This window comes from Streptosporangium sandarakinum (genome assembly GCF_013409935.1).
Lineage (GTDB): Bacteria > Actinomycetota > Actinomycetes > Streptosporangiales > Streptosporangiaceae > Streptosporangium > Streptosporangium nondiastaticum.
Genome location: NZ_JACCCO010000002.1, coordinates 1,641,443 through 1,662,236, shown reverse-complemented (window position 1 = coordinate 1,662,236; position 20,794 = coordinate 1,641,443). Strand labels below are relative to the sequence as shown.

At 72.8% G+C, this 20,794-nt stretch carries 22 protein-coding genes; 12 read left to right on the top strand and 10 right to left on the bottom strand.

What is annotated here, in order from left to right; all coding sequences use genetic code 11:
• Positions 1 to 219 precede the first annotated feature (219 nt).
• On the bottom strand, positions 220 to 1,179 hold the full coding sequence (locus tag HDA43_RS26050) for a hypothetical protein (protein WP_179826021.1): 960 nt from the start codon (positions 1,177 to 1,179) through the stop codon (positions 220 to 222).
• Entirely contained in the window at positions 1,172 to 1,729 is a 558-nt protein-coding gene (locus HDA43_RS26045) for an RNA polymerase sigma factor (RefSeq protein ID WP_179826018.1), read from the bottom strand. The genes HDA43_RS26050 and HDA43_RS26045 overlap by 8 nt, the downstream gene beginning before the upstream one ends.
• A gap of 375 nt (positions 1,730 to 2,104) precedes the next feature.
• Here HDA43_RS26045 and HDA43_RS26040 point away from each other — a divergent pair, with 375 nt between their 5' ends.
• The gene (locus HDA43_RS26040) at positions 2,105 to 2,401 is read left to right on the top strand and encodes a DUF1540 domain-containing protein (RefSeq protein ID WP_179826016.1); all 297 of its coding nucleotides are present in this window, start codon (positions 2,105 to 2,107) and stop codon (positions 2,399 to 2,401) included.
• 32 nt (positions 2,402 to 2,433) lie between these two features.
• On the opposite strand, the gene HDA43_RS26035 is transcribed toward HDA43_RS26040, so the two are convergent.
• Positions 2,434 to 3,048 carry a TetR/AcrR family transcriptional regulator gene (locus HDA43_RS26035; RefSeq protein ID WP_179826014.1) on the bottom strand — a complete coding sequence of 205 codons (615 nt, stop codon included), beginning with the start codon at positions 3,046 to 3,048 and terminating at the stop codon, positions 2,434 to 2,436.
• Positions 3,049 to 3,197: 149 nt separating this feature from the next.
• Between HDA43_RS26035 and HDA43_RS26030 the strand changes: the two genes are divergently transcribed.
• Complete coding sequence (locus tag HDA43_RS26030) at positions 3,198 to 4,019, top strand: alpha/beta fold hydrolase (protein ID WP_179826012.1); 822 nt, start codon at positions 3,198 to 3,200, stop codon at positions 4,017 to 4,019.
• On the opposite strand, the gene HDA43_RS26025 is transcribed toward HDA43_RS26030, so the two are convergent.
• Both HDA43_RS26025 and HDA43_RS26020 read right to left on the bottom strand, forming a co-directional pair.
• A complete protein-coding gene (locus HDA43_RS26025; RefSeq protein WP_179826010.1) occupies positions 3,999 to 5,024 on the bottom strand; it encodes a hypothetical protein in 1,026 nt (341 codons plus the stop codon). The two genes, HDA43_RS26030 and HDA43_RS26025, sit on opposite strands and share 21 nt — an antisense overlap.
• A 152-nt stretch (positions 5,025 to 5,176) precedes the next feature.
• Complete coding sequence (locus tag HDA43_RS26020; protein WP_179826008.1) at positions 5,177 to 6,016, bottom strand: LLM class F420-dependent oxidoreductase; 840 nt, start codon at positions 6,014 to 6,016, stop codon at positions 5,177 to 5,179.
• Between the two features lie 323 nt (positions 6,017 to 6,339).
• On the opposite strand from HDA43_RS26020, the gene HDA43_RS26015 reads away from it, so the two are divergent.
• Entirely contained in the window at positions 6,340 to 6,561 is a 222-nt protein-coding gene (locus tag HDA43_RS26015; RefSeq protein WP_179826006.1) for a hypothetical protein, read from the top strand.
• Between the two features lie 444 nt (positions 6,562 to 7,005).
• On the opposite strand, the gene HDA43_RS26010 is transcribed toward HDA43_RS26015, so the two are convergent.
• Positions 7,006 to 7,218: a hypothetical protein gene (locus HDA43_RS26010; protein ID WP_179826005.1), complete on the bottom strand. Its 213-nt coding sequence runs from the start codon at positions 7,216 to 7,218 to the stop codon at positions 7,006 to 7,008.
• On the bottom strand, positions 7,215 to 7,409 hold the full coding sequence (locus tag HDA43_RS26005; protein ID WP_179826004.1) for a hypothetical protein: 195 nt from the start codon (positions 7,407 to 7,409) through the stop codon (positions 7,215 to 7,217). The genes HDA43_RS26010 and HDA43_RS26005 overlap by 4 nt, the downstream gene beginning before the upstream one ends.
• A gap of 323 nt (positions 7,410 to 7,732) precedes the next feature.
• Between HDA43_RS26005 and HDA43_RS26000 the strand changes: the two genes are divergently transcribed.
• The 3 genes from HDA43_RS26000 to HDA43_RS25990 all read left to right on the top strand — a co-directional run bounded on the left by HDA43_RS26000 (position 7,733) and on the right by HDA43_RS25990 (position 10,077).
• Positions 7,733 to 7,978: a hypothetical protein gene (locus tag HDA43_RS26000; protein WP_179826003.1), complete on the top strand. Its 246-nt coding sequence runs from the start codon at positions 7,733 to 7,735 to the stop codon at positions 7,976 to 7,978.
• Between the two features lie 286 nt (positions 7,979 to 8,264).
• Complete coding sequence (locus HDA43_RS25995; protein WP_179826002.1) at positions 8,265 to 8,804, top strand: GNAT family N-acetyltransferase; 540 nt, start codon at positions 8,265 to 8,267, stop codon at positions 8,802 to 8,804.
• Positions 8,805 to 8,928: 124 nt separating this feature from the next.
• A complete protein-coding gene (locus HDA43_RS25990) occupies positions 8,929 to 10,077 on the top strand; it encodes a VanZ family protein (RefSeq protein ID WP_179826001.1) in 1,149 nt (382 codons plus the stop codon).
• A 69-nt stretch (positions 10,078 to 10,146) separates the two neighbouring features.
• On the opposite strand, the gene HDA43_RS25985 is transcribed toward HDA43_RS25990, so the two are convergent.
• Positions 10,147 to 10,767, bottom strand: coding sequence for a pentapeptide repeat-containing protein (locus HDA43_RS25985; protein ID WP_179826000.1), 621 nt, complete (start codon positions 10,765 to 10,767; stop codon positions 10,147 to 10,149).
• 240 nt (positions 10,768 to 11,007) lie between these two features.
• Between HDA43_RS25985 and HDA43_RS25980 the strand changes: the two genes are divergently transcribed.
• Together HDA43_RS25980 and HDA43_RS25975 are read left to right on the top strand one after the other, a co-directional pair.
• The gene (locus HDA43_RS25980; RefSeq protein WP_246424508.1) at positions 11,008 to 11,553 is read left to right on the top strand and encodes an RNA polymerase sigma factor; all 546 of its coding nucleotides are present in this window, start codon (positions 11,008 to 11,010) and stop codon (positions 11,551 to 11,553) included.
• Positions 11,550 to 12,782 carry a CU044_5270 family protein gene (locus tag HDA43_RS25975; protein WP_179825999.1) on the top strand — a complete coding sequence of 411 codons (1,233 nt, stop codon included), beginning with the start codon at positions 11,550 to 11,552 and terminating at the stop codon, positions 12,780 to 12,782. The genes HDA43_RS25980 and HDA43_RS25975 overlap by 4 nt, the downstream gene beginning before the upstream one ends.
• Positions 12,783 to 12,851: 69 nt before the next feature.
• On the opposite strand, the gene HDA43_RS25970 is transcribed toward HDA43_RS25975, so the two are convergent.
• Entirely contained in the window at positions 12,852 to 13,511 is a 660-nt protein-coding gene (locus HDA43_RS25970; RefSeq protein WP_179825998.1) for an RICIN domain-containing protein, read from the bottom strand.
• Positions 13,512 to 13,735: 224 nt separating this feature from the next.
• On the opposite strand from HDA43_RS25970, the gene HDA43_RS25965 reads away from it, so the two are divergent.
• Together HDA43_RS25965 and HDA43_RS25960 are read left to right on the top strand one after the other, a co-directional pair.
• Positions 13,736 to 14,623 (top strand): hypothetical protein, encoded by an 888-nt coding sequence (locus tag HDA43_RS25965; protein ID WP_179825997.1) that lies wholly within the window; start codon positions 13,736 to 13,738, stop codon positions 14,621 to 14,623.
• A 163-nt stretch (positions 14,624 to 14,786) separates the two neighbouring features.
• Entirely contained in the window at positions 14,787 to 15,887 is a 1,101-nt protein-coding gene (locus tag HDA43_RS25960; RefSeq protein ID WP_179825995.1) for a winged helix DNA-binding domain-containing protein, read from the top strand.
• 125 nt (positions 15,888 to 16,012) lie between these two features.
• Here the strand turns inward: HDA43_RS25960 and HDA43_RS25955 are convergent, their stop codons facing one another.
• On the bottom strand, positions 16,013 to 16,414 hold the full coding sequence (locus HDA43_RS25955) for a YybH family protein (RefSeq protein WP_179825993.1): 402 nt from the start codon (positions 16,412 to 16,414) through the stop codon (positions 16,013 to 16,015).
• A 164-nt stretch (positions 16,415 to 16,578) separates the two neighbouring features.
• Between HDA43_RS25955 and HDA43_RS25950 the strand changes: the two genes are divergently transcribed.
• Entirely contained in the window at positions 16,579 to 16,980 is a 402-nt protein-coding gene (locus HDA43_RS25950; protein ID WP_179825991.1) for a winged helix-turn-helix transcriptional regulator, read from the top strand.
• A gap of 89 nt (positions 16,981 to 17,069) precedes the next feature.
• Entirely contained in the window at positions 17,070 to 20,762 is a 3,693-nt protein-coding gene (locus HDA43_RS25945) for a serine/threonine-protein kinase (protein WP_179825990.1), read from the top strand.
• Positions 20,763 to 20,794: the final 32 nt, after the last annotated feature.

Sequence of the window (20,794 nt, the reverse complement as noted above, 5' to 3'; positions counted from 1 at the left end):
AGAGCGGGGGAGGGCGAGGAGCCCTCAGGCGGAGGCGGAGTCCTCCGGCGGGGCCGTCAGACGGAGGCGGGATCCTTTGACGGGGCCGTCAGGTGAAGCGGGTCCTCCGAGGGAGCCGTCAGGTGAAGCGGGTCCTCCGAGGGGGAGGACCCGGTCACCAGGTCCCCGATTTCGGGTGGGAGGGCTCGCCCTCCGGCGAACCCCCCGGAGAGGTACCGATCACGAGACCCCCGTTTTCGGGTCGGAGGAGCCGGCCTTCGGCGAGCCGTTCCGGCACATGTTCTCCGGGGCGCCCACCGCCTCGGACGGGGCGAGATCCTTCTTGGTGGGCCGGACCAGTACGAGCGCCGAGGTCGCGGACTCCAGGACGGCGTCGTGGACGTACCACCGGCCGGGCACCGGCTTCCCCGCCTGCCTGCCGCCGTAGAAGACGGTCTTCACGGTGACGCCGCGGCTCTCCAGTAGTGGCCGCACCTCGGACAGGGGACGGTTGATGAAGGGCACGCAGTGGAGCAGCCCGCCGGGCGCGGCGAGACTGGTTCGCCACCGGTAGATCTCACCCGGTCGCGCCGGGCGGGCGAGGGAGATCTCGGCCTGTCCCCGGTAGCGGACGGGGACCCTGATCCCGATCGGGCAGTCCCCCCACGGCCGATCACAGCCCCCGGGACGGTCGATCGTACTGATGAGGTCCTTCCTGCGCCGCAGCTCCACGTTGGACAGACCACTGGAGCGCCGGTCCATCACCATCATCCGGCCGACGAGGCTCGACGGCGCCGGGTCGAGGATGAGCGAGATCCGCAGGCCGCGGTCCCGTAGCTCGCGCTGGTAGGCGGCGGGGGCGGCGTACATGTCCCTGACCATGATCAGCATGTTGTCGCCCTCCCGCCTGATGTCGAGGGCGGCCGAGGCCGGGGCGGTGCCGAACAGGCCGGGAAGCGCCCAGCTCAGCATCGTCACGGCGGCGGCGATCCCGGCCACGAGGGGCGCGGCGAACCGCCGGGCGGGCCGGGAGAGGCCCTGCCAGCGGCGACCGTGAGGGACGGCGAGCCATCGGCGGAGCCCGCCGGCGGCGGGAACGGGCATGGCGGTGATCTCGTCCAGCAGCTCCCTGGCGCCGGGGGTCATGCCGGGGCCGGGGTCCGGGGCGATCCCGGCGACGAGACGGTCGATGTCAGGCACCGGATCCACCCTTCACCAGCGCGACCGCGCGCGAGCCGTACCTGGCCATGTCGAGCCCCTCCGCCTGCAGCTCCCTGGCGAGCCGCCTGCGGGCGCGGTGCAGCCGCAGCCGCACCGCGCCGTGCGAGCACCCCAGCACCTTCGCGATCTCCTCGCCGCTCAGACCCTCCCAGCTGACCAGGGCGAGCAGCTCCCGGTCCTCGGGACGCAGGCGCATGAACGCCTGGCGCACCCCGTCGGCGTCGTCCTCCACGAGGTCCTCGGCCCAGACGGTCAGCTCAGCGCGCAGCCGTACGGCCAGCGCGGACCGCCGGGTCTCCGCGCGCCGCCGGTTGGCCAGGACCCGCCGGGCGACCCCGTACAGCCAGAGTTTCGCGTCGTGACCGTCGGGGATGTCGCGCATCCGCCGCCAGGCCGTGGTGAACGTCTCGGCGAGCGCGTCGGCGGCGTCGTCGGGGGAGTCGGTACGGCGTCGCACGTAGGCGAGCAGGTCGGGGTAGTGCGCCTCGTAGATCTCCTCGAAGCGCCCCTTCGGGTCAGGGGGGCCCACGCTGTCGCCTTTCGCCGGGTGCTCGTCACCTTGCACCTGTCCGGGTACGGCGCGGTGTTACGTCTCAACCGAGATTTCTGGAAAAAGTATGGCTTCCGATGTGACACGGTACGACGCCCGGCGGAACGCGGACTCGGCGGGACCCGGGCTTGGTGAGGCGCGGCACCGGGGAGGCGTCCCGGCGCGGTCGGTGCCGGAGCGGCGCGGTGCCCGGTGGAACGCGGCGATCGGAGTGCTCGGGGGACCCCGAGGCCGGAGCGCCGGAACGATGGCTGGTGAAGATTTGGGGCCGCGTCGGGCTTGGTGAAGGTCGCTTTTCGGTACGAACCTCCTACTCAGCGTGATGTTTCTTCAAGGGTGCGAGGAGGACTTCCGATGGAGATGCCCATCGTGAACCGATGTCAGGCCGAAGCCTGCGCGTACAACAGGAACCAGGGGTGCCACGCACTGGCGATCACCGTGGGCGACCGGCGGCACGCGCGCTGCGACACCTTCTTCACCGACTCGGTCAAGGGCGGCGACCCGGGCGGCACCGGCCGGGTCGGCGCGTGCAAGATGGCCGACTGCCGGCACAACGACCAGTTCGAGTGCCAGGCTCCCGGCATCACCGTCGGAGCGGGGGAGAACGGGGCCGACTGCCTCACCTACGACCCCGTCTACCAGACCGCCTGACCGCGCGGCCCGTCATCCGGTCCCGGGGGCGGTCACGAGACCGGGGCCGTGCCCGAGGCCGGGGGCGGGCCGATGACGTCCACCAGCGCCCGCAGTCCCTCGACCACCTCCGGGCCGGTCGGCGACCTCTCCGGGTCGATCAGCCACTGCACCATGACGCCGGAGAGCAGCGCCATCTGCACCGAGCCGAGCGTGCGCGTCACCGCGTCGGGGACCTCCTCCTCCGGGACCCCCGACAGCAGCGCGGTCAGCCCGCGGCGCCCCTCCTGCTGGCTCCCCGACAGGTGACGCCGCAGCTCGGGGGAGTGCTCCGCCTGAAGGGCCGCCTCGATGCTGGCCAGCCACAGCCTTCGGCTGGCGGTGAACGACTCGATGATCCGCGTCCACATGGCCTCGTACTCCTCCGCCGAGGAGGACCCCGCCTCGCCGTAGGCGGCCAGTGTGCGCCCGGTCTCGCTGCCCCACTCGTCGATCGCCTCGATGAGGGCCGCGATGAGCAACGCGTCCCGGGAGCCGAAGTGGTAGCCGATGGCCGCCATGCTGACCCCTCCGGCGGCGGCCGAGATGTCGCGGACGGTGGTCCGCGCCCAACCCTTCTCCTCCAGGCAGCGCCGGGCGCCGGCGATCAGATCCTCGCGATTTCCCATGCCGGGATGCTACTGGCCTCCTTCTCCGCCCGGCGGCATGCCCTTGCGCGCACGCCTTAGGCATATGTATTGCGCGTATGCCCAAATCGGCGTAACGTTCCGAGCACACGCCACCGGGGCGTGACCGCGAGACCGCGAAAGGGTCAGCCATGAACCAGAGCACCCCCCAGGTGACCGCCCCCGTCCGGGCCGAGTTCCGCATCGACGGGCGACGCCTGTCCTACGTCGACTTCGGCGGCCCCGGCCGTCCCCTCATCGCCCTGCACGGCCACATGTCCGAGGGGGCGAGCTTCGCCCGGGTGGCCGCCGCGCTGGCCCCGGAGTGGCGGGTCGTCGCCCCCGACCAGCGCGGGCATGGTGAGTCGGACCGGGCAGCCGACTACTCGCGCGAGGGATACGTCGCCGACGTCGTCGCCCTGCTCGACCACCTCGGCCTCGACCGGACCGTGGTCATGGGCCACTCACTGGGCGGCATCAACGCCTACCAGCTCGCCGCGCGCCACCCCGAGCGGGTCTCCGCGTTCGTCAACATGGACGCGCCGGTACGGCTGGGCCTGGACGGCGGCCCCGACCCGCTGGCCTTCGTGCTCGCCCTGCCGTACGAGGCGCCCACCCGCGAGGCGATGATCGAGGGGATGGGCCACTTCGCGCCGTTCTTCGCCGACGCCCTGCGGGAGAACCCCGACGGAAGCTGGCGCCTGCCGTTCCACCCCGAGGACATCCACGAGTCCGAGCAGTCCAACCGCGGCGACCACTGGGCCGACTGGACGGCGAGCACCTGCCCGGCCCTGTTGATCCGCGCCGCCGAGGGCGGCGTCATCTCCGCCGAGGACGCCCGGGCCATGGTCGAGCGGCGTCCCGGCACCCGCCTCGTGGAACTGCGGACCGACCACTTCGTCTACGCGGCCGACCCCGAGGGCGTCGCCGCCGCCGTCGCGGGGTTCCTGCGCTCAGTCGCCCTGGCCGGCTGAAGGGGCCGGCGTGGCGATCCTTCCGGGGCCGGTCCTCACCGGACCCCTCTCCATCGGACCCCTCTCCGCCGAGCCGGTCTTCGCCGAGCCGGTCCTCGGGGAACCGTTCCCGGCGGAGGCGTCCTCGGCGGGGGTCCTCTCAGCGGCGGCGTTCTTCGCGGGGGCGGGCTCGCCGCAGGTGAAGCCCTCGTGGTCGGGCTCCAGCTCGATCCCCTGGAGCACGGTCGCGCCCATCGGGCGGCGGAAGGTCTCCCGCCGGGCGCAGTCGTAGAACGCGTAGGTGCCCTCGTGCTCGCCGAGCAGCAGCAGGGGCGTCCCGCCGTACAGGGGAGTCCCCTTGGCGGGGGTGACGGCGACCACCCACTGGTCCTGGAAGCCGGCCAGGCTCAGCACGATGCTTCCCCGTCCCGTGGCGGCGAGCGCCTCCGCGTCCGCCTCCAGTTGCCCGATCAGCGCGAAGCCGAGCCCGATGCCGGTGAACGCGGCGATCACCACCCGCATCCCGGCCCGGCCCGTCGGGCGGCGCCGCAGCAGCCGGAACGGCACCAGGAAGGAGACGGTCCCGATGACGGCGGCGACCAGCACGATCGAGGCGAGCCCGGCGCCCTCGTCGAGGTCCAGGTAGCCGAGGAAGCCCCAGTACGTCGCGCCGCACCACACCGCGCCCAGGGTCGCCGCCGCCCACGGCCGTGCCCGTACGGCGCGGGCCAGCCTGGCCGCGTGCCCCAGCGTGGCCCTGTTCACCAGCCAGCAGACGGCCACCAGCGCGCCCAGGACCAGCGAACCCGTCAGGATCAGCAGGACCAGGGACCCGACCAGGCGTCCGAACATGGTCGCCTGGTCGATGCCCGCCTGCTCGGGGCTGATGTTGAAGATCCCGTACATCTGCTGGACGCCGAGGTACAGCAGGGCGTAGAGCGCGATGCCCACCGGGAGCACCACCGAGCCGATCCGTTCCAGCAGGTCCATGGCGCTGCCCTGGCCGGTGGCGTCCCTGTGGGTCATTTCGCGATTTATCCCGTGTTGGCGTGCGCTGTCCGGGACAGCGTGCCACACCGGGACCCTCGCGGGCACCGGGCGGTTTCCCCCCGATGTCACGGGGCGCCGGGAGTCTCACTCGGCGTCCCTCACCCGCCGTGTCCCTCACCCGGCGCCCCTCACTCGCCGCGGGCCTCCGCGAGCGCCGTCTCGAAGGCGTCCATCTCACGCCGGACGCGGTCCGGCCCGGCCGACGGCAGCCACGCCATCGCCCGGCTGACCCCCGCCTCCTCCATCGCCTGGAGCACGTCGGGGTCGGCGGGCGCCGACATCATGATGACCTCGACGCTCTTCCCGGCGTCGTCGGCCCGCCGGAACAGCTCCTTCACCCGATCCAGGATGCCGGCGGAGTAGTTCGGCAGCCAGGCATCGCCGTACGAGAGCACCCGGTCGAAGACCTTGGGCCCCGTTCCGCCCACGAGGATCGGCGGACAGGGACGCTGCGCGGGCTTGGGCCACGACCAGATCGGGCCGAAGGCGACGAACTCCCCCTCGTAGGAGGCATCGTCGTGCGTCCAGATCTCCCGCATCGCCCGGACATAGTCCTTCATCACCGCGAAGCGCCGCGCCGGGTCCACGCCGTGGTTGCGGATCTCCGGGTCGTTCCACCCGGCCCCGATCCCGAACTCGAAGCGCCCGCCGGTGAGGTCGTCCACGCTCGCCACCGTCTTGGCCAGGCCGATCGGGTCGTGCTGCGGCACCAGGCAGATCCCGGTGCCCACGCGCAGTCGCGTGGTGGCGAGTCCGGCCGCCGTGCAGGCGACGAACGGGTCGTAGGTGTGCCAGTACTTGCGGGGCAGCTCGCCGCCCTCGGGACGCTCGGGCAGTTTCTCTCCCGCGGGGATGTGGGTGTGCTCGCTGAAGAGCAGCGCCTCGTGGCCGCGCTCCTCGACCAGCCTGGCGATCACGTCAGGGCCGACCGCATCATGCGTGGCGAAATACCCGAAACCAGAGTCCATCACCTCAACGTAACCCGCCGCGTCCCCGATCCCCGGAAGGCACCCGGCCATCTTTTCCCCAGGTCACCGGCCCGGAACCGCAACGAGGCACGGGCCCCGGAGTCCACCTGGCGGCCGGGGATCTCCGGGTTTTCCCTCCGAGGAGAGAACGACTAAACACGAAATAAGGAGAAATGTCCAATTCACTTTTTATTTATACATCTCTTCCCGGCTTTGCTAAAGCATAAATGCTTTTCGGTTTCCTTTGGTATCTGATAGTGGGCATTATTGGGGCGTAGGTAGCCTATGAGGACGAATCTGTCCTCTTGAAATCGGAGGATCGCATGAAAATCAAGACCGCCGCGTCGCTCGCCGCGGCCGCTCTCGGCGCAGTCGTTTTCGCCGGTGCCTACACCGTTCCGGCTCAGGCCCAGAGCGTTGTGCCCGATCCCAGGTCCTTGAGGACCTCCCATGACGACGGCTTCGAGGCTCTCGCTCTGGCAGTGCTCTTTCAGTCGGCCGTTGCTACTCACGCCGAGAGCTTCACCGCCGGTGGCGACGACTGAGATCGTCTCCGCATGATCATGTGCGGAGGGGGACAGAACCCGTTTCCCGCTCCCGGGCGGACGGCGGGACCCGGTGCCGGGTAGGGCGAAGTATTCGCGGCACACCACCTGAACGAGACGCAGGCGAACCGGGAACGTCCCGGCTGAGCGCCCGATTCCATTACGGGACGGGCGCGCAGCTCTTTTCTCTGGAGAACGCCGGTCCTTTCTCTGGAAGACACGGGGAACGCCGTCACCCGGGGACGCCGGGAGCACGGCCACACCCGGAGAAGCCGCGGGAGCACGGCCGCCCGGGGAAAGCGGCGGAAGCGGGATCACCCGGGAGAGCGCTGGGCGCCGGTCCGGTGGGGAAGGCACCGCACGCCGGGTTCGAGGTGGCGTATGGCGGTGCGGGGGTTCTTGTGCCGTGTCTTGCCCATGATGAGCTGCAGCGGGGCTGCGGCTTCACCGAGGTGAGCGGTGGCGCTGTGCCGCGTCGGAGCGGAAGGCGATCGGTTGGGCGAGCGGCCTGCGCAGGTCGTAGTTGCGAAACGCCTGCGTCTCCCACGCGACGCCGGAGACGATGCCGGCCGCTTCGTTGCACAGGCGCAACGCGTCCGCCGGCGCCGCCTCCTGGGCGGGCGTGGGGAACGGCTGGACCTGTACAACGAATTTCACGCTGTGAAGTTCACCCGCTCGGGCCGACACGTGCGGCGCCGTATGCGATTCCTCCCGGGCTTGGCGGCCCGGGATTCCTCGCAAGTGATGCTGAAGAGCAGCGCCTCGTGGCCGCGCTCCTCGACCAGTCTGGCGATCACGGCGGGGCCGACCGCGTCGTGCGTGGCGAAATGCCCGAAACCAGAGTTCATCGCCCCAACGTAACCCGCCGCGTTCCCATCCCTCGGAAGGCGCTCGGCCATCTTTTGCCCAGGTCTCCGGCTCTTTTCCCGGCGGAGCGCGGGTCCGGGAGTCGGCCCGGCGGCCGGTGAACGCCGGGCCTTCATTCCTGGCGGAACGCGATTCATCCTGAAATAAGCCGAAATGTCCAATTCACTTCTTATTTATGTACCTCTTCCCGGCTTTGCCGAAGTATAAGTGCTTTGCGGTTTCTTTTGGTATCCGACGATGGGCATTCTTAGGGCGTCGGTAACTCATGAGGACGAATCTGTCCTCCTGAAAATCGGAGGATCGCATGGAAATCAAGACCGCCGCGTCGCTCGCCGCGGCCGCTCTCGGCGCAGTCGTTTTCGCCGGTGCCTACACCGTTCCGGCTCAGGCCGCGTCCGTGGCTCCGGTCACCGCCGGGGGCGTGGGCATCCCCCTGGGCGTCGGCAACGGCGACGATGACGACGAGTTCTTCCTGGCGTTGGCCCTGCAGGACTTCTTCGACAACGACCGCCGCGGCCACAAGGACTGCGACGACGAGGACGACGACTGAGACCGTCTCCGCGCGTGACCGTGCGCGGACGGGGACGGACCCGTTTCCCACTCCCGGGCGGATGGCAGGACCCGGTGCCGGGTAAGGCGGAGTATCCGCGGCACCGCACCTGAACGAGACATCGGCGAACCGGGAACGTCCCGGCTGCGCGCCCGATTCCACCACGGAACGGGCGCGCAGCTCTTTTCTCTGGAAAACGCCGGCCTTTTCTCTGGAAGGCGCCGCACGCCGGGCCGGGCGGAAAACGGGTGGCACCGGTCGCGGGGCGTGCGTCACCATCCGGGCCATGACACCCACCGAACCCGCGTCCCCGCCTCAGTCCGTGCCCCCGGCCGGCGAAGAACCCCGTCCCGCGCCGGAGGTCCGTCCCGCCTCGATCCGGGACGCCGCCCTGCTGGCCCGGCTGAACGACTTCGTCCACTCCGTCCACGCCCGCAACCGGCCGGACGTCTTCCGCTCCGGGGCCGCCCACGCCGAACTGGTGCCGATCTTCGAGACCCACCTGGCCCGCGAGGACGTCCGCGCCTTCGTGGCCCACCTCGCCGGTCGGCCGGTCGGCTACGCCCTCGCCGTCATCGCCGACCGTCCGGGCGACGCCCTCGTGCGGCCGAGGACTTTCGTCATCCTGGAGCACCTGGCCGTCGATCCCCGGGCGGCCCGGACCGGCGTCGCCACCGCCCTGGTCGAGGCGGTGCGTACGGCGGGCGGACGGGAGGGGTGCTCCAGCCTGCTCACCGACGTGTGGGATTTCAACGCCGACGCACGGGCCTTCTACGAGGCGGCCGGTTTCACCCCGATGCGGCACATCCTCGAACGGTCCATCTAGGTCCGGAGTTCGGCGGCGTGGGCGAGCGCGGGCCGTCGGCATGGTCCGCCGGGAAGGATCCTCGGGGCCGTGCTTATATCCACAAACATACCGATATGTCCTCTTTGGCTAGACTTCGCGACTTGTGGAGATCTACCTGACCCAGGCGAAAATCGCCCTGCTTCTCGCCCCGCTGGCCATCGCACTGCTGTCGCTGCCCTTCGTGTCTCGCCAATACGGCCGCTTCGGGCACATCGGGCGATGGTCGGGCTTCGTCACGGCGATGCTCGTCCTGTACGCCTGCGGCGTGGTGGCCTTCACCCTCTTTCCGCTCCCTGAGGTGACGCCGGACTTCTGCGTGATCCGGCAGAGCCTCGCGACGCCGCGCTGGCAGCCGCTGTCGAGCATCCAGGACGTGATCAGAGAGAACGCGGGACGAGATCTGCCCGCCGCGCTGTACAGCAGGTCGGTGCTGCAGATCGTGTTCAACGTCGCCCTGTTCGTGCCGCTCGGCTTCTTCCTGCGCTACCGGCAGGGGCTCGGCGTGGCACGCACCCTGGCGATCTCCCTCGCCGGTTCGCTGGCGATCGAGTTGACCCAGCTCACCGGCCTGTGGGGCCTCTACCCCTGCGCGTATCGGCTGTTCGACCTGGACGACCTGATCATCAATACGGTCGGCGCCGGACTCGGCTGGACACTGGCGGGCCCGGCCGCGCGGCTGCTGCCGGGGCCATGGCCGGCGCCCCGCCAGGACCTCGCCCCGCCCACCGCCGGCCGACTGGCGCTCGCCATGCTGCTCGATGGCGTGGTGTGGTTCTTCGCCTCGCCGGTGTTCGGGTTGCTTTCCGTCCAGGGCCACCGGCTCGTCACGGGTGGCCCGATGCCCGACGACGCCCTCCTGCGGGACATCCTGCCCGGCTTGTCGTACGCGGTGATCGGGCTGGTCATCTTCGCACTCTTCCCGGCGGCGCGCAGGGACGGCGCCACACCGGGCCGCGCGGCCGTGCACGTCGTGGTCTGCCACGCGGCGACCGGGCGGCCCGCGCCTGTGCTCCGGCGGCTGGCCCGCTCGGCCGCGCCGTACCTCGCCCTCGTCGGGGGTGCGGCCGTCGGCGGCTTCATGCCCGTCCTCGCCCTCCTCGCCGTCCTGGAACTGGAACGGCGCGGCGTCATGGCGCGCTGGACCCGGACGCGGCTCATCACTCGGGCCGCCGCCCGCCTGGGAGCCGTTCGGGGTTCGGATCATGTGGTTGAGGCGGGGAGCCTCAGCCACATGATCGAGCCTCGGAGGTAGGGTCCGGCCTCGTGGTCTTCCGGGGCCTCGTCGTGGCGGGCAGCCGGGCCGGGCGTGGCGGTGAGCGGGTCAGTCGGAGCGGACCTCCATGCCCAGGGCCATGGCGAGTGTGACGGCCTGCCGTACGTCGATGACCGCGTCCTTCAGCTTGGCGACGAGGGGGTCGAGGGCCGACAGGTCGCTTCCCCGCAGGTCGGCGCGGGTGAAGTCGGCGCTGTGCAGCCAGGCGCCCGACAGGTCGGCGTCCCGGAGCACCGCGCCCTCGCAGCGCGCCTTGGTGAGGTCGGCCTCGCGCAGCCGTACGTCCTTGAAGGACACGCCGCGCAGATCGGCCCCGGGGAGCCCGGCGAACGACCAGTCGCCGCCCTCGACCCTCAGGAGGCTGAAGGAGCAGTCGTCGAACACGCTGCCGACCAGCTTGCAGCCGGTGAAGGTCGCGTCGAAGAACACGCAGCTCTTGAAAGCGCAGTTGGTGAACGCGCTGTCGGAGTGGACGGAGGCGTTGAACCGCACGTCACGGAAGACGCATTCGTGGAACGTCGCGCCCCGGCTCGTCGCCTCGGTCATGTCCACGTCGACGAAGGCGACCCGCTCGTATCGCCTGCCTGAGAGGTCCTCGCTGTCCCAGTCCTCCGACCGGATGGTCGAGTGGGTCTCGGGCACGGGCACGCCGTGCTTGCGGTCGGCCATAACGTGCGGGTCCTTCGCTCGCGGGGGCGGGCACCGGACCGCGCCCGCGCCGGCCCGGCGGGCCGGCTCCCGCAACGGTAGTGACCCGGTCCGACATTCCGGCTCGGCGCGGAGCCCGCGTCCCGGCCCGGTGCCGAGTCCGCCGCGGCCGTGAAATTCTCCGGGGTGGCCCGTAACAACGGGCGGGCCCGGACCACTTCCCGGTGTCAGAAGAACATCCGGGACGAAAGGGGCCGGGCGTTGACGGATGATTCACGCAGGTTCACCGGCATGTACGACGAGTGCCGGCAGCGCGTGTGGGCCTACGTGGTCAGCCGCGCCGGGCGGCAGGTGGCGGACGAGGTGGTGAGCGAGACCTTCGCGATCGCCTGGAGGCGGCTGGAGGACGTGCCGGAACCGGCTCTGCCGTGGCTCCTCGGGGTGGCCCGCAACGTGCTGCGCGACACCGTGCGGGCGGAGGCGCGGCGGGAGGCGTTCGGCGCCGAGTTGCGGGCCTGGATCGCCGCGACGGGGGACGGCGTACGGCGGGCGGACGTCGCCGACGAGGTGACCGAGCGCCTCGGCGTGCTGGCCGCGCTGGCGGAGCTGCCCGAGGACGACCGGGAGATCCTGGTCCTGGTCGCCTGGCAGGGGCTCTCCCCGCGTGACGCGGCCCGCGTCATCGGCTGCTCCCAGGCGACCTTCCGCGTACGGCTGCACCGCGCGCGCAAACGGCTCGGCCGCGCCATGGAGAACCCGGTGAGCCCCCGGCCCCGGGTGAGGAACCTCAGCGAGGAGTTGTCATGAACGATCCCATCGACAGGCTGCGAGCCGCCCGTCCCGCGCACCTGGGGGACACCCCGGTCGACGAGCGCACCCGGGCGGCGGAGCTCACGCGCGCCATGGCGCAGCCCCGCCAGGAAAGGCGGACGCGACGGGCACCGGGGAGGCGGACGATCGCGAGGCCGGCGTGGGGGCTCGGCCTCGCCGGAGCCGCCGCCGCGGTGACCGCGGTGGCCGTCGCGGTCACCGGGACCGGCGGTACGGCGCCCTCGCCGTCCACCGCGCGGACCGGGCAGGCCGTGTCGGCCTCGGAGTCCCCGGAGTCCTCGCCGGGCCGTACGGCTCCGGACGGGCAGGTCCGGCTCTCCGCGCGGACCGTGCTGCTGGCCGCCGCCCACCGGGCCGCCGGCCAGCCGGACGAGACCGGCGCCTGGTGGCACACGGTGTCGGTGAGCCGGACCCTGTTCCGGGCCGAGGGCGCGGACTACACCGTCGTGGACCGGCAGCGGACCGAGAGCTGGACCCCGTCCGCCACCGGCCCCGACCAGCGGCAGCACAGCGGCTCGCAGTCGCTCGGCGCGCAGCCGGCGACCCCCGAGGACGAGGCGGCGTGGCGCGAGGCCGGCGCCCCGGCCGAGATCCCGGTCGTGGTGCCCGGCAAGAAGGGTGCGAAGCTGTCGCTGCCCACCGGGCCCGGGGAAGTCCAGAAGGGCCAGGCCCCCCTCCCCGACGGGGACAAGGTGTTCTGGCTGGGCCGCAACGTCAGCGTGCGGGACCTGCGCGCCCTGCCGTCCGAGCCGGGCGCCCTCAAGGCGTGGCTGCTGCGCTCCTACAAGGGGCACGGCACCGAGTCGAGCGCCCCGATGTCGCGGGACGCCTGGCTGTTCACCGTCACGACGGGCCTGATCGCCGATATGCCGGTCACCCCCGAGGTGCGCGGCGCGGCGTTCCGGATGCTCGCCGGCCTTGCGTCCATCGAGGTCACCCGGGACGTCACCGACGCCGAGGGCCGCGCCGGCACCGCGGTCACGATCGACGGGCCGGAGGCGTCGGCCATGGGGAAGGCGGCGGCCGGGGACGACGGGGTCCTGCGCACCCGCCTGATCTTCGATGAGGAGACCGGGCGGGCGCTGGCCACCGAGAACGTCGTGGTACGGCCCGGCGGTGCCCAGGCCGGGATGGAGCCGGGCACCGTGTGGAACTCCGACGTCACGCTGGAGTCGGGCTGGACCGACGACGGGCCCGCCTCCTGACGTCACCCGTCATCGACCGCGGCCGGGGCCGCCGGGCCCGTCTCAGGGCCCGGCGACCCCGGCCGATCCTCAGCGTGAGGACCCGTCCTCGTCGCGCCAGAACTGGTCGGTGTAGGCGGTGTCGCAGTCGGACTGGACAGGGTGGGCGTTGTCCTCGTCTCCCCGCACGACCAGGCACTGCTGGCCGGCGAGGTTCCTCAGCTGGAAGTAGCCGTTCCTGGCGGACATGACCTCCCATATCTGGTCGTCGTAGTCGCCGCAGGTGGACTGGAGAGCGGGGGAACCCTCCGGGCCGCGCACGAGCAGGCATTTACCGCTGTTGGCGTTCACCAGCCGATAGCTTTTGTATTCGGATTCGGCGTCCTCCAGAATGAAACGCCACTTCTGGTCGGGATAGTCGGCGCAGGACGACTGCGCGGCCTTCGCACCGTCGGCGTCCCCGCGCACGAGCAGGCATTTACCGCTGTTGGCGTTCCTGACGTTGCGTCCGGCCGCCTGGTCGTGGCCCTGCCACTCCTGTTCCCGCCCCCGCTGTTCCCGGCCCTGGCCCTGCGGACTCTGCCGCTCCCGGCCTCGCGCCTGCTCCCAGTCCTGATCACGACCCTGCTCCGGGCCCTGGATCCGGCCCTGGCTCCCGTCCCGCTCCGCCCAGGCGACCTGGGGCCAGGCCGCGGCCGTGACACCCGCCGCCAGCAGGGCGAGACCCGCTCTCCCAGCCTTCACAGCCATTGTTCGCGGTATTCGCATCGAATGTCCCCCGATGAAATCGTGTTTCACCATTCCCCGCTTTCCCGCGCACCATAGCAACGCCCCGGGAAGCCCTCAAGGAATGGCTCGGGTGCGAAACGGGAAACGAATCACCGGGGCGGCGGGAGCCGCGGTGCGGGGACGCCGCCCAGGATCCGTGGGCCGGGGAGCCCGGAACCGTCGGTCGGATGAGGCAGGGTTGCGATATGAGCATCGACCTTTCCGCGGTCTCCTCCTTCATGGCCACCCACGCCCGCCTCCTGGACCGCCGCCGGTTCGGGTTGCCGCTGGGCGAGAGCGATCCCGCCGCCGTGCTGGTGGCGCTGGACGGCTATCGCAACCCCGACGGCGGCTACGGCTGGGGCCTGGAGCCCGACCTGCGCTCCCCGGAGAGCCAGACGGGCGCCGCCGCGCACGCCTTCGAGGTGTTCGAGGAGATCGCCCCGGCCACGGCGCCGCAGGCCACAGCACTGTGCGACTGGCTGGAGTCGGTCTCGCTGCCCGACGGCGGCCTGCCGTTCGCGCTTCCCGTCACCTCCAGTGCCGGATGCGCCCCCTGGTGGGCCGGCGCCGACACCACGGTCTCCTCGCTGCAGATCACGTCCGTGACCGCGGCCGCCGCCCTCCGCGTCGCCGCCCACGACCCGGCGGTCGCCGAACACCCCTGGCTCGACCGGGCCGTCCGCTACTGCCTGGCCGCCGTCGAGAAGGTGGACCACACGTCCCACGCCTATGTGCTGGCCTTCGCCGTACGGTTCCTCGATGCCGTCCACGGCACCGCCCCCGAGGCGGCGGGCCTGCTGAAGCGCCTGGGCGAGTACATCCCCGCCGACGGGCGGGTGCGCGTCGAGGGCGGCACCGAGGACGAGACGCTGCGCCCGCTCGACTTCGCCCCGTTCCCGGACCGCCCGGCGCGGGCGCTGTTCACCCAGGAGGTGATCGACGCGGACCTCGACCGGCTGGCCGGTCTGCAGCGGGACGACGGCGGGTGGACCGTCGACTACGCCACGATCTCGCCCGCCGGCGCCCTCGACTGGCGCGGGTACACCACCGTGCGCGCCGTGGACGTCCTCCGCCGCAATGGCCGCCTCTGAGACCCCGGACCCGGAGGACCCGTCCTGGCCCGGACGGGTCCTCCGAGCCCGCGACGAAAAGGCGAGTGAACCGGACGGGAACTGACCGGTATGGGATCTAGGCTCGCGGAGCCCCGCAGGACTCCGGAGCCGCGGGCCCGATCCCCGAAGGAGCCCCCGTCCCATGACCGCCGTGCCCGTCGTCTCCCGGCGTACCCTCAACCGGACGCTGCTGAGCCGCCAGTTCCTGACCAGCCGTACCTCCCGGCCCGCGCTGGAGGTGGTGCGGCACCTGGTGGCGGTGCAGAGCCAGGAGCCCAACTGGCCCTACGTCGGGCTCTGGACGCGGATGGACCCCTTCACCCACGGCGACCTGGAGTCGCTGCTGCACGAGCGCGCCGTCGTGCGCTCCACCTCGCTGCGCCGTACCCAGCACCTGGTCGCCGCCGACGACTTCCGCTGGCTGCGTCCCCTGATCCAGCCCTTCATCGAACGCGCCGCGCGCCGGCCCCTCTACGCCGAGCCGGCCGCCGGGCTGGACCTGGCGGAGCTGGCCGAGACGGGCCGGGAACTGCTGGGCGACCGGGTCGTCCCGCGCCGGATGCTGGCCGGACTGTTCGCCGAGCGCTACCCGGGCCGCGACGGCATGATGCTGGCCCGGAACCTGGAGCTTCAGGTGCCGTTGGTGACCTCCCCGCGGATCGGCGTCTGGGGAGGCTGGGGCACCCGTCCCTCGATCGAGGTCGCCCTCGCCGACGCCTGGATCGGCGAGCCCATGGAGACGGCGCCGTCCGTCGAGGCGATGGTCCTCCGCTACCTGGCCGCCTTCGGGCCCGCCGGCGTCATGGACGTCCAGGCGTGGTCCGGGATCACCCGGCTGCGCGAGGTCGTCGACCGTCTCCGCCCGGAGCTCCGCGTCGTCCGGGACGGGCAGGGCAGGGAGCTGTTCGACCTCCCCGGCGCGCCGCTCGCCGAGGAGGACGCGCCCGCCCCGGTACGGTTCCTGCCCGCCTACGACAACGTCCTGCTCGGGCATGCCGACCGCACCCGGATCATCAGCGACGAGGACCGCGCCCGGGTCATGCCCGGACGGGCGCTGGTGCTGCCGACCTTCCTCGTCGACGGCTTCGTGCGCGGGATCTGGGAGCTGCGCGGCACGACACTCGCCGTCCTCCCGTTCCGGCCCCTGACACCGGGCGAGACCGAATCCGTGGCCGAGGAGGCCGAACGGCTCCACGCGTTCGTCGTCCCCGGCGCCCCCGCCCCGGACATCACCTTCTCCTGAACCGGTCCCCGCGGCCGGGCGTCATCGGCGCCGCGCGTCGTTCACGGGCGCCGAACGAAGCAGGCTCCGGTCCGCGTCACCCGGCGCCGCGCGCCGTCCGCGGACGACGGCGTCCCGGGGCCGCGTCATCCCTGGTCGCGGCCCGCCCGGGTCCCCTCGAAGGGGCTGTCGATGACGTATCGCCACCGCCCGTCCGGCCCGCGCCGGGCGACGTCGACGGCGGTGCTCTCGATGAGCACGGGCAGGCCGTCGGGGCCGGTGCCCTCGATGACCCAGTCGACGACCAGCAGGGCGACGTCACCGGCGGAGTGGACGTGCCGCGGCCGTACGGTGATGGGCACCCCGAGGGACTGGAACCGCTCGTTGGCGGCGTGGAGGTCCGGGCCGGTCAGCGCCGCACCCGATTCGGGGACGAACACCGCCCCGCTCTCGTACAGCTCCGCGACCGCCTCGGGGTCGCCGCTGTTGAACCGTTCGGCGAACACCGCGGGCACGTCCTCGGGGCGTTCGGCAAGCTGCCGCGTCATCGGCACAGGTCCTTCCGTAGGGGCCGCCGCCCGGTCTTTTCCGCCGGGCCGCCGGGCGGCCGGGCCGCCGCCGGTCCTCCCACCGGACCGCCGGGCGGCGGGTCGTGAATCGTGGGTCGTGAGGTAGAAATCACCCGGACGCGGAAACGCTAAGAGGCGCTCTCGTGGCTCACCAAACGGTTGGTCACCCGGTACGGCCGGGCCTGCCCGACGACCCCCGCGCGGGCGTCACCGAACCCACCCCCGCCTGCCCGGTGGAGATCACCCTCGCGGCCCTGCACGGCCGCTGGACCACCCTGGTGGTCCGGGAGCTGCTGCGCGGCGACCGCACCTTCACCGAACTGCGGGAGGCCCTGCCCGCGCTTTCGGACAAGGTCCTGTCCGAACGGCTGGCGCACCTGGTGCGGATGGGCGTCATCGACCGGCACCGGCGGGCCGGCTGGCCGCCCCGGGTGCGCTACACGCTCACCGCGCACGGCCGCGACCTCGGCCCCGTCCTGCAGGCGCTCTGGGACTGGGGCGCGCGGCACCGGCCGCTCCCGCCGGGGGAACCCGGCGGGAGCTGAGACCCGACGCTCGTCCGGGACAGGTCCGCCCGCGCGTCCTGATGAACCCGTGGCGCCCGAAGCGCGTCCAACCCCTCCGAGGAGGCACGATGGAAGCGTTGGGCACCGGGGATCCTGACCGGATCGGCGGGTACTGGCTGGCCGGACGGCTCGGTTCCGGCGGGCAGGGGGTGGTGTACGAGGCGTACGACGCCGACGGCGCCCGCTACGCCCTCAAGGTCCTGCACGCCACCACCGACCCCGGGCTGCGCGACAGGTTCCGCAAGGAGATCGCCGCGGCCCGGCGCGTCGCCTCGTTCTGCACCGCCAAAGTGATCGACGCCGACCCGGACGCGGCCCGGCCGTACGTCGTCAGCGAGTACGTGGAGGGCGTCAATCTGCGGCGCGCCGGGCGGCGGTTCACCGGGGACGACCTGCACCGCCTGGCGACGGCCGTCGCGACCGCGCTGACCGCGGTGCACGAGGCCGGCGTCGTGCACCGCGACCTCAAACCGGACAACGTCCTGCTCGGCCCGGACGGGCCCCGGGTGATCGACTTCGGGATCGCCCGGACCGCGGAGATGTCGCTGACCGCGAGCGGCGCCGTCGCCGGCACCCCCGCCTACATGGCCCCCGAGATCCTCACCGGACAGCGCGCCGGACCGCCGGCCGACGTGTTCGCCTGGGGGTGCGTCGTGGTGTTCGCCGCCACCGGCGAGGACCCGTTCCGGGCCGACGACCTCGGCGCGGTGATGCACCGCGTGCTGACCCACCACCCCGACCTGGGCGCGCTGCCGCCGTCCGTCCGCCCGCTGGTGGCCGCCGCGCTGGACAAGGACCCCGACCGCCGCCCGTCCGCCCGCGACCTCCTGCTCGCCCTGGTCGGAGGCCCCGGGGAGACCGGTACGGCCGGCGGCCTCTGGGCGGCCGGTACGGCGGGCGGCTCCGGGGAGGCCGGCCCGCTGGGCGGCTTCGGCGCGGACCTCCCGGCCGGGGGCGACCTGCTCGGCGCAGGCCGCCGCGCCGGCGCCCTGCACACCTCGGGCCCGGCCGACCCGGCCCTCGGCGCGCTGGCCGAGGACGCCTACGCCACCCTCGGGCCCGGCGAGCGGGAGTTCGTCCCCGAGCTGCTGCTGCGGCTGGTCACGATCGACGCCGACGGCCTGGAGACCGTACGGCGGGTGCCCGCGGACGAGCTGCTGCCCGAGCGTCCCGAGACCCGCCGGCGCATCCTGGACGCCTTCGGCTACCTCGTCACCGAGCGCGACGGCGAGGTGGCCATCTCCCGCCCCGCCGTCCTGCGCGCCTGGCCCAGGCTGCGCTCGTGGGTGGAGGCCGACCGCGAGGGGCTGCCGGTCCTCGCCGAGATCGGCCGGGCCGCCCGCGTCTGGGACGCGCACGGCCGCCGCGACGCCGACCTGCCGCAGGGCAGCCGGCTGCAGGCGGCGCTCGGCTGGGCCGCCACCGGGCGGCGGCACCTGACCCTCACCCCGCTGGAACGTGACTTCCTCGCCGCCGCGGGCGGGCTCACCCGGCGTCGCGCCCGCCGCCGGCGGCTGTTCACCGTCGCGCTGGCGGTGCTGCTGGTGCTGTCCCTGGCCGGCGCCGCCGCCTCGGTCTACCAGGGCGCCCAGGTCGCCGAGCAGCGCGACCAGGTGGCCGCCGAACGCGACCAGGCCCGCGGCCGGGAGATCGCCCGCGTTGCCGGCGACCTGCGCACCACCGACCCGGTGAAGGCCATGCTGCTCAGCGTCGCCGCCTGGCGGCTCGCCCCCGGGTTCGAGAGCCGCTCCAGCCTCACCGACGCCATGTACGGCAGGGAGGTCGGCGTGTTCCGGCCCCCGGCGGCGCAGGGAGCCGCCGTGCAGGCGGTGAGCGGCGACGGCCGGACGCTCGCCCTCGTCGGTGAGCGCGGGGTGCGCGTGTACGAGGTGGCGACCGGCCGGCAGGTCGCCGAGTGGAACTCGCCCCGGCTGTCCGGGGGAGTGGGCCACGCCGATCTGAGCGGCGACGGCCGCCTGCTGGCCGTCACGGTCTCCCAGGCCATCCTGGTGTGGGAGACCCGCACCGGCCGCCTCGCCGGAAGCCGGTCGATGCCCGGGGTGAGCCCGGAGGGGCTGGAGGCCGACTTCGCGGGCAGCGGCCACCTCCTGGCGCTCAGCGGCTCCGAACGGCTCTGGGACGTGCGCCGCGACCGGCTCGTCCGCATGGGGTGGTCCCCGTACGAGACCTCGTTCACCGTCGCGCCGTCCGGGCGGATCGGCGCGACGGTGAACGGCGGCAGGGTCCGGGTGTGGCGGCTGCCCGGCGTCGTGGAGGACCGCCGCTTCCCGCGCGGCTGCGGCGGCGACGTCAACGTGGTGAGCTTCAGCGCCGACAGCCGGTTCCTGATCTGCGGCGGCGTGCGGATCGAGCTGTGGGACACGGCGACGGGCCGGCGCGCCCGGCAGGCCGCCGAGGCGCACGAGCAGAGCTACAACTGGATGTGGGCCTGGGCGGGCGCGGACCCGCCGGTGGCGCTGGACGGCGCCTCCGGGATACGGCTCAGCGACGACAACCGGCTGGCCGCCGGCCACGCCGGGACGTCCATCTGGGTCTGGGACGTCCAGGCCCACCGGGAGATCCTGACCTATCGGGCTCCCGCCAACGTCTCCGCCGTCTGGTTCACCCCGGACGGCCGGACCCTGCGTTACCGGCTCGGCGACCGGATAGTCGGCCTCGCCGTGCGGTCCCGGCTCCCGGAGTGGCGGCTCCGCGGCATCCACGACGTCCAGACGGTCAGCCCCGACGGCCGGTGGCTCATGGCCGAGCCGTCCGACGCCTCCCGGCTGATGCTCTGGGACGTCCCCGGGCGCCGTCTCGCCGGGACCTTCCCCCACGACCCGACCGTGATGCCCCGCTCGATGTTCGACCCCACGAGCAGGAGTGTCGCCGTCGTCTACGACGACCACCGGGTGGAGGTGCTCGACGTCGCCACACGGCGCAGACTGTGGAGCCACAGTCTCGGCGCGGGCCGGAAGGTGACCGGGCAGGCGTTCAGCCCCGACGGCCGGACCTTCACCGTGGCCGACTGCGACACCCGGGGCGACCCCGCCGCCGACCCGGGGAAGACCGGCGACGAGGCCCCGGAGACCTCCGCCTACCCCGTGCGGAGCGACTACCGGCTGCACGTGTGGGACACGCGCACCGGCCGGGAGATCCGGACCGTCAAGCTGGACACCCAGGTCTCCGGCATCGTCTACCTACGCGACGGCCGCACGCTGGCCTCGGCCGAGGGCCGTCTCGTCGACACCGCGACGGGCAGGTCCGCCGGCGGGGGATACGTCAGCACTCCCGGCGGGGCGGTCAACGTCACCGCGGACCCGACCGGAAGGTGGCTCGCGGTCGGCGACGGCGAGCGGGTGACCCTGTGGGACATCCGGAACCACAGGCCGCTGCCCCCGGACCTGCCCGTCGCGGCGCGCGACTCCGGCCCCACGGTGTTCTCCCCCCGCGGGGACGTGCTCGTCACCGTGGACGACAACGAGATCATCCGGCTGTGGGACACCGCCACCCGGCAGCCGATCGGGGCGGGGATCGACATCCACGACGCCGACGAGTATCTCGGGCTCTACCCGGCCTTCACCGCCGACGGCACCCGGCTGCGCCCGGCCGGCGTCGGAGGCCACGTCTACGAGCTGCCCGTCGCCCCTGGCCTGATGGCCGCCGAGGTCTGCGCGCGGGCCGGCCGTACGCTCACCCGGCGGGAGTGGGGCGAGTATCTCGGCGGCGTGCCATACCGCGACGTCTGCGCCGCCCCCTGACCGTCCCTGGCCGCCTCCTGACCGTCCCTGGC